We start from the raw sequence: 7467 nt of genomic DNA, 5'->3' as shown, positions 1-7467 counted from the left end.
GGAAATGCCCGACCCCGCCTCGCCGACCGGATCGACGCAGCCGAAGATGATGTCGTCGACGTTTGCAGTGTCCAGCCCATTGCGGTCGCGCAGCGCCTCGAGCGTCTTGGCGGCAAGCCGCACCGCCGGCACCTCGTGCAGCGATCCGTCTTTCTTGCCCTTGCCACGCGGTGTGCGCACGGCGTCATAGACATAAGCTTCAGCCATTTGCTTGCTCCTTGGGTTTGCCTGATGTCGCCTTCAGAGAGAGCGTCCGATCAGCAATTTCATGATCTCGTTGGTGCCGCCGTAGATGCGCTGGACGCGGGCGTCGCGGAACATGCGGGCGATCGGGTATTCATTCATGTAGCCATAGCCGCCATGCAGTTGAAGGCATTCGTCGACGACTTTTCCCTGCAGGTCGCTGAGCCAGTACTTGGCCATCGACGCTGTCACGGGATCGAGGCCGCCCGCGATGTGGCGGGCGACGCAATCATTGTAGAAGACGCGGCCGATGGTGGCCTCGGTCTTGAGTTCGGCCAGCTTGAACTGGGTGTTCTGGAAATCGATGATCGCCTTGCCGAACGCCTTGCGCTCCTTGACGTAGTCGATGGTCAGCGCCAGCGCCCGCTCGATCATGGCGATGGCGCCCGTGCCGATCTGCAGCCGCTCCTGCGGCAGTTGCTGCATCAACTGGACGAAGCCCTGCCCTTCCTCGTGGCCGAGCAAATTGGAGGTCGGCACGCGCATGTCGTTGAAGAACAGCTCCGACGTGTCGTTGGCCTTGAGCCCGATCTTGTCGAGGTTACGGCCGCGCTGGAAACCTTCGACCTCGTCGGTCTCGACGACGATCAGCGAGGTGCCCTTGGCGCCCTTCTCCGGATCGGTCTTGGTGACGACGATGATGAAGTTCGCAAGCTGGCCGTTGGTGATGAAGGTCTTGGAACCATTGATCTTGTAGTGGTTGCCATCCTTCTGCGCCCGCGTCTTGACGCCCTGCAGATCGGAACCGGCGCCGGGCTCGGTCATGGCGATGGCGCCGATCAGCTCGCCGGTCGCCAGCTTCGGCAGCCATTTCTTTTTCTGCTCCTCGGAGCCGTAGTGGAGGATATAAGGGGCGACGATCGAATTGTGCAGGCCGATGCCGAACCCGTCGACGCCGACATGGCCAATGGCCTCGATGATGGCGCTCTCATGCGCGAAGGTGCCGCCGGAGCCGCCATATTCCTCCGGCATAGAAGCGCAGAGCAGGCCGGCGGAACCTGCCTTCAGCCAGCTTTCGCGATCGACCATCTCGTTCTTCTCGAACTCGTCGTAGCGCGGCGCGATCTCCTCCGACATGAAGCGATGCGCCATGTCGTAGAGCATGCCGACCTCGTCCGCCGCCCAGGCGGGCTTCGGCAAAGAGAGCACTTCGGCGGGATTTGTCGCCACGATTTCCTCCGCGTATCGACAGACAGAAAGGCCAGTGAAGTCGAGCTTAGAACGCTTCCGCCGGCAGTGCCATCAATGTGTCAGCGCCGCTCGAAATGCGGGCGAGATGCGCCGATGTCTCCGGCATGATCCGCTCCATGAAGAAGCGCCCCGTCACGATCTTGTTGTCGTAGAAGGATTGCGCGCCATTGGCGTCCGTCTTGCCAAGTGCCACCTTGGCCATCTGCGCCCACATATAGCCCAGAGCGACCAGGCCGAAGAGATGCATGTAGTCGGTCGAGGCGGCACCCGCATTGTCGGGCTTGGCCATGCCGTTCTGCACCAGCCACATGGTCGCTGCCTGCAAATCGTTGAGACCTTTCTTCAACGCCTTGGTGAACGGCGCCATCTTCTCGTTAGCGCGGTTCTCCTCGCAGAATTCGCCAACCTCCTTGAAGAAGGCCTGCACGGCGCGGCCGCCATGCAAACCAAGCTTGCGGCCGACGAGGTCGAGCGCCTGGATGCCATTGGCGCCTTCATAGATCATAGCGATGCGGGCATCGCGCACGAACTGGCTCATGCCGTGCTCTTCGATATAACCGTGACCGCCGAACACCTGCTGCGCCATGACGGCGTGGTCGAACCCTTTGTCGGTGAGCACGCCCTTGACCACCGGTGTCATCAGGCCGGTGTAGTCGTCGGCGGCCTGGCGATCCTTGTCGTCGCCGGAGCGGTGGGCGATGTCGGACTTGATCGCCGTCCACAGCGCCAGCGCGCGGCCGGCCTCGTTGAAGGCTTTCATGGTCATCAGGCTGCGGCGGATGTCGGGATGGACGATGATCGGATCGGCCTTCTTGTCCGGCGCCTTCGGCCCAGACAATGAGCGGCCCTGCAAACGGTCCTTGGCGTAGCCGACAGCGTTCTGATAGGCGATCTCCGACAGCGACAACCCCTGCAGGCCGACACCGAGGCGCGCCTCGTTCATCATCGTGAACATCGCCTTCAGGCCGCCATTGGGCTCGCCGAGCAGCGTGCCCTCAGCCTCGTCATAGTTCATGACGCAGGTCGAATTGCCGTGGATGCCCATCTTCTCCTCGATCGAGCCGCAGGAGACGGTGTTCCTGTTGCCCGGATTGCCCGACGGGTCGAGCTTGAGCTTCGGCACGATGAACAGCGAGATGCCCTTGACGCCTTCCGGCGCACCCTCGATGCGGGCCAGCACCAGATGGACGATGTTGTCCGACATGTCGTGTTCGCCGGCCGAGATGAAGATCTTCTGGCCTGAAATCTTATAGGTGCCATCGCCGTTCGGCACCGCTTTGGTCCGCAACAGGCCGAGATCCGTGCCGCAATGCGGCTCGGTCAGGTTCATGGTGCCGGTCCAGGCACCCTCGATCATCCTCGGCAACCATGTCGCCTTCTGCTCGTCGGTGCCGTGGGTGATGATTGCCGCGATCGCGCCCTGCGTCAGGCCCGGATACATCATCAAGGACATATTGGCCGAGACCATATATTCGGCGACGGCGGTGTGCACGGCATAGGGCAGGCCCTGGCCGCCGAACTCGACGGGTGCGGCCAATCCCATCCAGCCGCCCTCGCGGTACTGGTCGAAGGCCTCCCTGAAGCCTTTCGGCGTGGTCACCGAGCCATCGTCGTGACGCACACAGCCTTCCATGTCGCCGACACGGTTCAGCGGATGCATGACGTTTTCGGCGAGCTTGGCGCCTTCGGCGAGGATCGCCTCGAGCACATCGGGCGTGGCGTCGGCAAATCCGGGAAGGTTCGAATAACGCTGGTAACCCAGAACCTCGTTGAGCACGAACAGCGTATCCTGGACCGGAGCCCTGTATGTCGGCATGCTTTTTCTCCACCCTGCAAACCCGGTCCGAATGCCCCGAAGACAAGCCAGGGCGGCATGCGGACCCATATTGGGAGCGGGATAGCAAAAATTGACGTTTGCGTAAACGTCAATTTTCTCGATGCGACAAGATTCCCCGCCCCCTGGAGCAATGAGCGTAGCGGCGCGACGTTGCGCAAGCCAGCGCCGAAAGGCCATAAGAGTGGGCCAGGACAACGAAAAGCCGCGTGGCAGGCCACGCGGCTAGACAGAACTCGGACAATCAGCAGACGACTTGGTGTCTGGCGCAATTCCTGACGGAATTGCTTCAGCTGGCGGCGCTCGCCTGCGGCGCCGAACGCTCGCTCAGCATCTGGCGCACCGCCGACATCGAGCCGCTGAGCTCGTTGATGGCGTCGTCGATCAGCGCCCGTTGCTTCTGCAGGCGGGCAAGCTGCTTTTCCGACTTGTCCAGCGCAAGCTTGAGCTGCTTGGTGTTTGAACCGGTGGGATCGTAGAGATCCATCATCTGCTTGACGTCGCGCAGCGAGAATCCGACCTTGCGGCCAAGCAGGATCAGCTTGAGGCGGGCCTTGTCGCGGCGCGTGTAGAGACGGGTCGAACCGTCGCGCTGCGGGTTGAGCAGGCCCTTGTCTTCGTAGAAACGCAGCGTGCGCAGCGTCACTCCATATTTCTTCGCCATCTCGCCGATGCGGACGAGGTCCTCGCCGGCTTCGGCAGACATATTGGTATTGGCCGCGGTCTCGCCGGCCGAGATAAGCTTCATGGTCACTGGCTTTCCCCGTCTGGTGGCGTCGCGGTCCTGGACCGTGCGTCGCCTGACTGGAAGCGGGGGCCTGCTTCCAGTCGTGGTTTCAACAAACAAATCGCAAACATGCGCTCAATGCGCCTTTTACGTTTACGTCAATTCTATACCGATTGCCGCAGGATGACGCAAGGGCGTTCTGCGCCCCGCCCTTTATGCCGCACCGTCAGGCCAGCAGCCAACATCCTTTCGATTTCTTAAGTTTGGTTAACGCGTTGTTTACCACGTTGGGGGAAATGTGGGCGCGTCGGCTACCCGTGTTTATCCTGTATCGAATTTTTCACGGTTTTTCGGAGCGCGGGCGAGAGCCCGGGAAGCTCGTCTTCCGCCGCGGCATCGCCGCCGGTCGCCTTCGTTCCGATAGGGACCTGGGGGAACTGGCCGCGAGCCAGCCATTCTGAAAGACGGACGCACCGATGAACAGCAAGCGGTCCTATCTCGATACACTCAATGCCGGCAGGCAGCGCAGGCCGCAGACCACGCTCGATCAGTTGAACCAGTCGCTGGAGACACTGGAGCAGCGGCTGGAGCGGACGCGCGAGGATCCGATGGCACGTCCCGAACTCCGCCAACCCGATCCCCGCCAATATGGTGCCGATGCGCGCTACCCCGCCGCCCGGCCCTCTGGCCAGCAGCGCTGGTATGAGGACCCGCAGCCCGCGTCGCGTCCGAAGAGCCCGATGCAGGGAGCCGCCGCTTTCGAGCAGAATTACCAGGCCATTGCCCGCGATATCGATCGCGTGCGCGGCCAGGAGGATGGCGTTGCCATGGTCGGCAAGATCGCCGGCGAATTGCGCGGCATGCGCGAGGAATTGCGCCACCAGATGACCGCAGGCCTGCAGCGGGAATTCGAAGCGCTGCGCAAGGACATCGAGCGGGCCTTCCAGTCAGGCGCAAGGCCCGGTGCTTCGGCCAAGGGCAGTGCTGAACTCGGCCTTGAGTTCGAGCGTCTTTCGGGCGCCATCCAGACCCTGGCCGAGAAGAGCGACGACAGAAGCGTCAACATGCTGCGCCTCGAGCTCGAACAGGTCAAAGCCGCACTCGAAACGCTGGCACGCGAAGAGAGCGTGCAGAAGGTCGACCGCCGCTGGGACGATTTCGATCGCCGCTGGACGGCGTTCGAAGACCGCCTCGACGCCGACCAGCGCAAGCGCTCGGACGACCCGGGCCTGTCTGCTCTCACCGCCCGGCTCGAGCAGATCAGCAATGCCGTCAACAATTTGCCGGAATCGTTGTCGCTGCGCTCGCTGGAGGAGAAGGTGCGGACGCTTGCCGGCGCTGTCGACCATTTCGCCAGCCAGCAAGACAATCGCGGCAGCGACACGCTTGGCATGATCGACGAGCGGCTGGACGAGATTTCCCGCGCCATCGTGGCATCGACGGTCGCCGCGCAAGCCAATTCATTCGACCACGAGGCTTTCGAGCGCATAGAGAGACGGATCGACTCGCTTGCCGGCCAGATCCAGGAAGTGGCGCAGGATCGTCCCGGCAACGCGGTCATGGACCGGTTGAGCACGCTGTCGGGCCGGGTCGACGAACTCGCCGGCCGCGCCAATCTGCCGGAGCAGGCGATGGAGCGCCTGGCCAAGCAGATCGCATTCATCGCCGACAAGATCGACCAGGCACCCGCCATGCCTGACGCCGACTACATCTTCCATGGGCTGGAGCAACGCTTCGACGTGCTGTCGAGCATGATGGAACGCCGCCAGGGTGACGCCATCGAACAGGGCAACATGCTGTTCCGCGATCTCGAGCGCAGGCTGGACGAGGTTGCTGACAGGCTCGACCAGCGCATGCCGCAGGTCGACAGCGTCGGCATCATGGAAGCCATCGATGCCCGCTTTACGGCGCTCGCCAAGCGCCTTGAAACGCGTGTGCCCGATCCCGCGGGCGAAGCGGCGATCCGCGGACTGGAGAGCCGGCTCGAAGACATTTCAAGCCGGCTGGACGCGTCGGCCGCACAGGTCGCCGGCATCGATCCGGCGCTGATCCGCAGCCTGGAAGCACAGGTTGCCGGCCTGTCGGCTCATCTTTCCAAGCCCAGCACCCCGCTGCCGGAATTCGAGGACATCAGCCCGCGTCTCAACGAAATTGAAAAGTCGCTCGCAGGAACCCGCGATTCCATTCTCGGCGCGGCGCGCGAAGCGGCCGAGAACGCAGTGCAATCGCTGGCCGGTTCGAGCGCCAATGCGACCGCGGTTTCCGGCCTCGCCCAGGATTTGAAGACGCTTGAAACACTGACGCGGCGCTCCGACGAACGCAATTCGAGAACGTTCGAGGCCATCCACGATACGTTGCTCAAGATCGTCGACCGGCTGGGTTCGCTCGAACCCGGCGAGCCGGTCGAGGCGATGAGCGAATTGCTGGATGCGGCACCGGCCGAGCCGAGCAACTGGCGCGGCGTGCGCCGACCCAAAATGGCCGTCGACGCGCCGTCGATGGATATCGATCAGCCCCTGCCATTGACTGGGGACATGGCAGATCTCGATGGCCGTGCCGCCGCCATCCTGCGCAATGAGCCGGGTGCACGCGGCGACCTGGGTATGCGTAGCGACCTCGGTATTGGTATTGGCACGCGCACGCCGGCCGAGGCTGCCGCGGCGGCGGCCATGGCCGCGCTCGGTTCGGACACGATCGCCGAGAAAGGCGGACAGGCCGGCGGCCGCAAATCGTTGTTCGGCGGGCTGGCCCGCGCCTTCAAGGGCAAGAAGGAGGCGGATATCCCGCCACTGGCCGGCTCAGCGCCGAGTGCCCCAATACCGAGCGTCGATCTCGACGAGCCGCTCGATCCGAAAATGGCCAACCGGCCGCTGGAGCCCGGCTCCGGCGCACCTGACCTCAATGCCATCATGAAGCGCGTGCGTGACGAGCGCGGCCAGCCGGCCAAGCCCAGCGACACCGATGCCGCGAAATCGGATTTCATCGCCGCTGCCCGGCGCGCGGCGCAGGCCGCGGCCGCCGAGGCCGATGCGCTGAAGCGCCAGTCGACGGTGACCGGACCGGTGAAGGCACTGCGGATCGGCGACCTGCTCAAGGCACGGCGCAAGCCGATCCTGATGGGGACAACCGCGATCCTGCTGGCGCTGGGCGCCCTGCAACTGGGCAAGGCCTTTTTCGCCGATCCGGCCCAGGTGGCGAGCAACGATGTCGTGCCGATCGTCGCCTCGCAGCCGATGCAAACCGCCTCGCTCGATGCCGCGAGCCAGCCAAAGACGGACGCGCAGCCCGCGGCAGTGGAAAGCGCGCCGGACCATGCCGTCAGACAGGCCGAGCCATCCGCACCGGCAACCAAGGACGACATGGCCGCGCAAAGCATGATTGCCACGCCGTCAGGCGCCGAGCCGTCGATGGGTGCCGCGCCGATCGCAGAACCGGTTCCCGCCCCCGTCGCCTTGGCTACATCGGCCGATGC

Annotated in this window: 4 protein-coding genes and 1 pseudogene; 1 reads left to right on the top strand and 4 read right to left on the bottom strand. The window is 63.7% G+C overall.

The window, feature by feature from the left end; all coding sequences use genetic code 11:
- The 4 genes and pseudogenes from EN969_RS09425 to EN969_RS09410 form a co-directional block, all read right to left on the bottom strand.
- A pseudogene (locus EN969_RS09425) lies at positions 1-207 on the bottom strand (acetyl-CoA C-acyltransferase); the annotation flags it as partial.
- Between the two features lie 33 nt (positions 208-240).
- Positions 241-1413, bottom strand: a complete 1173-nt coding sequence (locus tag EN969_RS09420; protein ID WP_082826644.1) for an acyl-CoA dehydrogenase family protein — start codon at positions 1411-1413, stop codon at positions 241-243.
- 46 nt (positions 1414-1459) lie between these two features.
- Positions 1460-3250, bottom strand: coding sequence for an acyl-CoA dehydrogenase (locus tag EN969_RS09415; RefSeq protein ID WP_013533660.1), 1791 nt, complete (start codon positions 3248-3250; stop codon positions 1460-1462).
- A gap of 307 nt (positions 3251-3557) precedes the next feature.
- Positions 3558-4016 (bottom strand): MerR family DNA-binding transcriptional regulator, encoded by a 459-nt coding sequence (locus tag EN969_RS09410; protein ID WP_013533661.1) that lies wholly within the window; start codon positions 4014-4016, stop codon positions 3558-3560.
- 455 nt (positions 4017-4471) lie between these two features.
- Here EN969_RS09410 and EN969_RS09405 point away from each other — a divergent pair.
- Positions 4472-7467: peptidoglycan-binding protein (locus EN969_RS09405; protein ID WP_127419087.1), on the top strand; the 2996-nt coding region annotated here is incomplete at its 3' end.

Origin of the sequence: Mesorhizobium sp. M7A.F.Ca.CA.003.01.2.1 (assembly GCF_003998945.1) — a bacterium.
Classification (GTDB): domain Bacteria; phylum Pseudomonadota; class Alphaproteobacteria; order Rhizobiales; family Rhizobiaceae; genus Mesorhizobium; species Mesorhizobium ciceri.
This window is presented reverse-complemented; position numbering and strand designations above follow the sequence as displayed.

What these genes read in the sequence shown, in the direction of transcription:
- EN969_RS09415 (WP_013533660.1), bottom strand. Translation starts at nt 3,250, where the DNA reads ATGCCGACATACAGGGCTCCGGTCCAGGATACGCTGTTCGTGCTCAAC.
- EN969_RS09410 (WP_013533661.1), bottom strand. Translation starts at nt 4,016, where the DNA reads ATGAAGCTTATCTCGGCCGGCGAGACCGCGGCCAATACCAATATGTCT.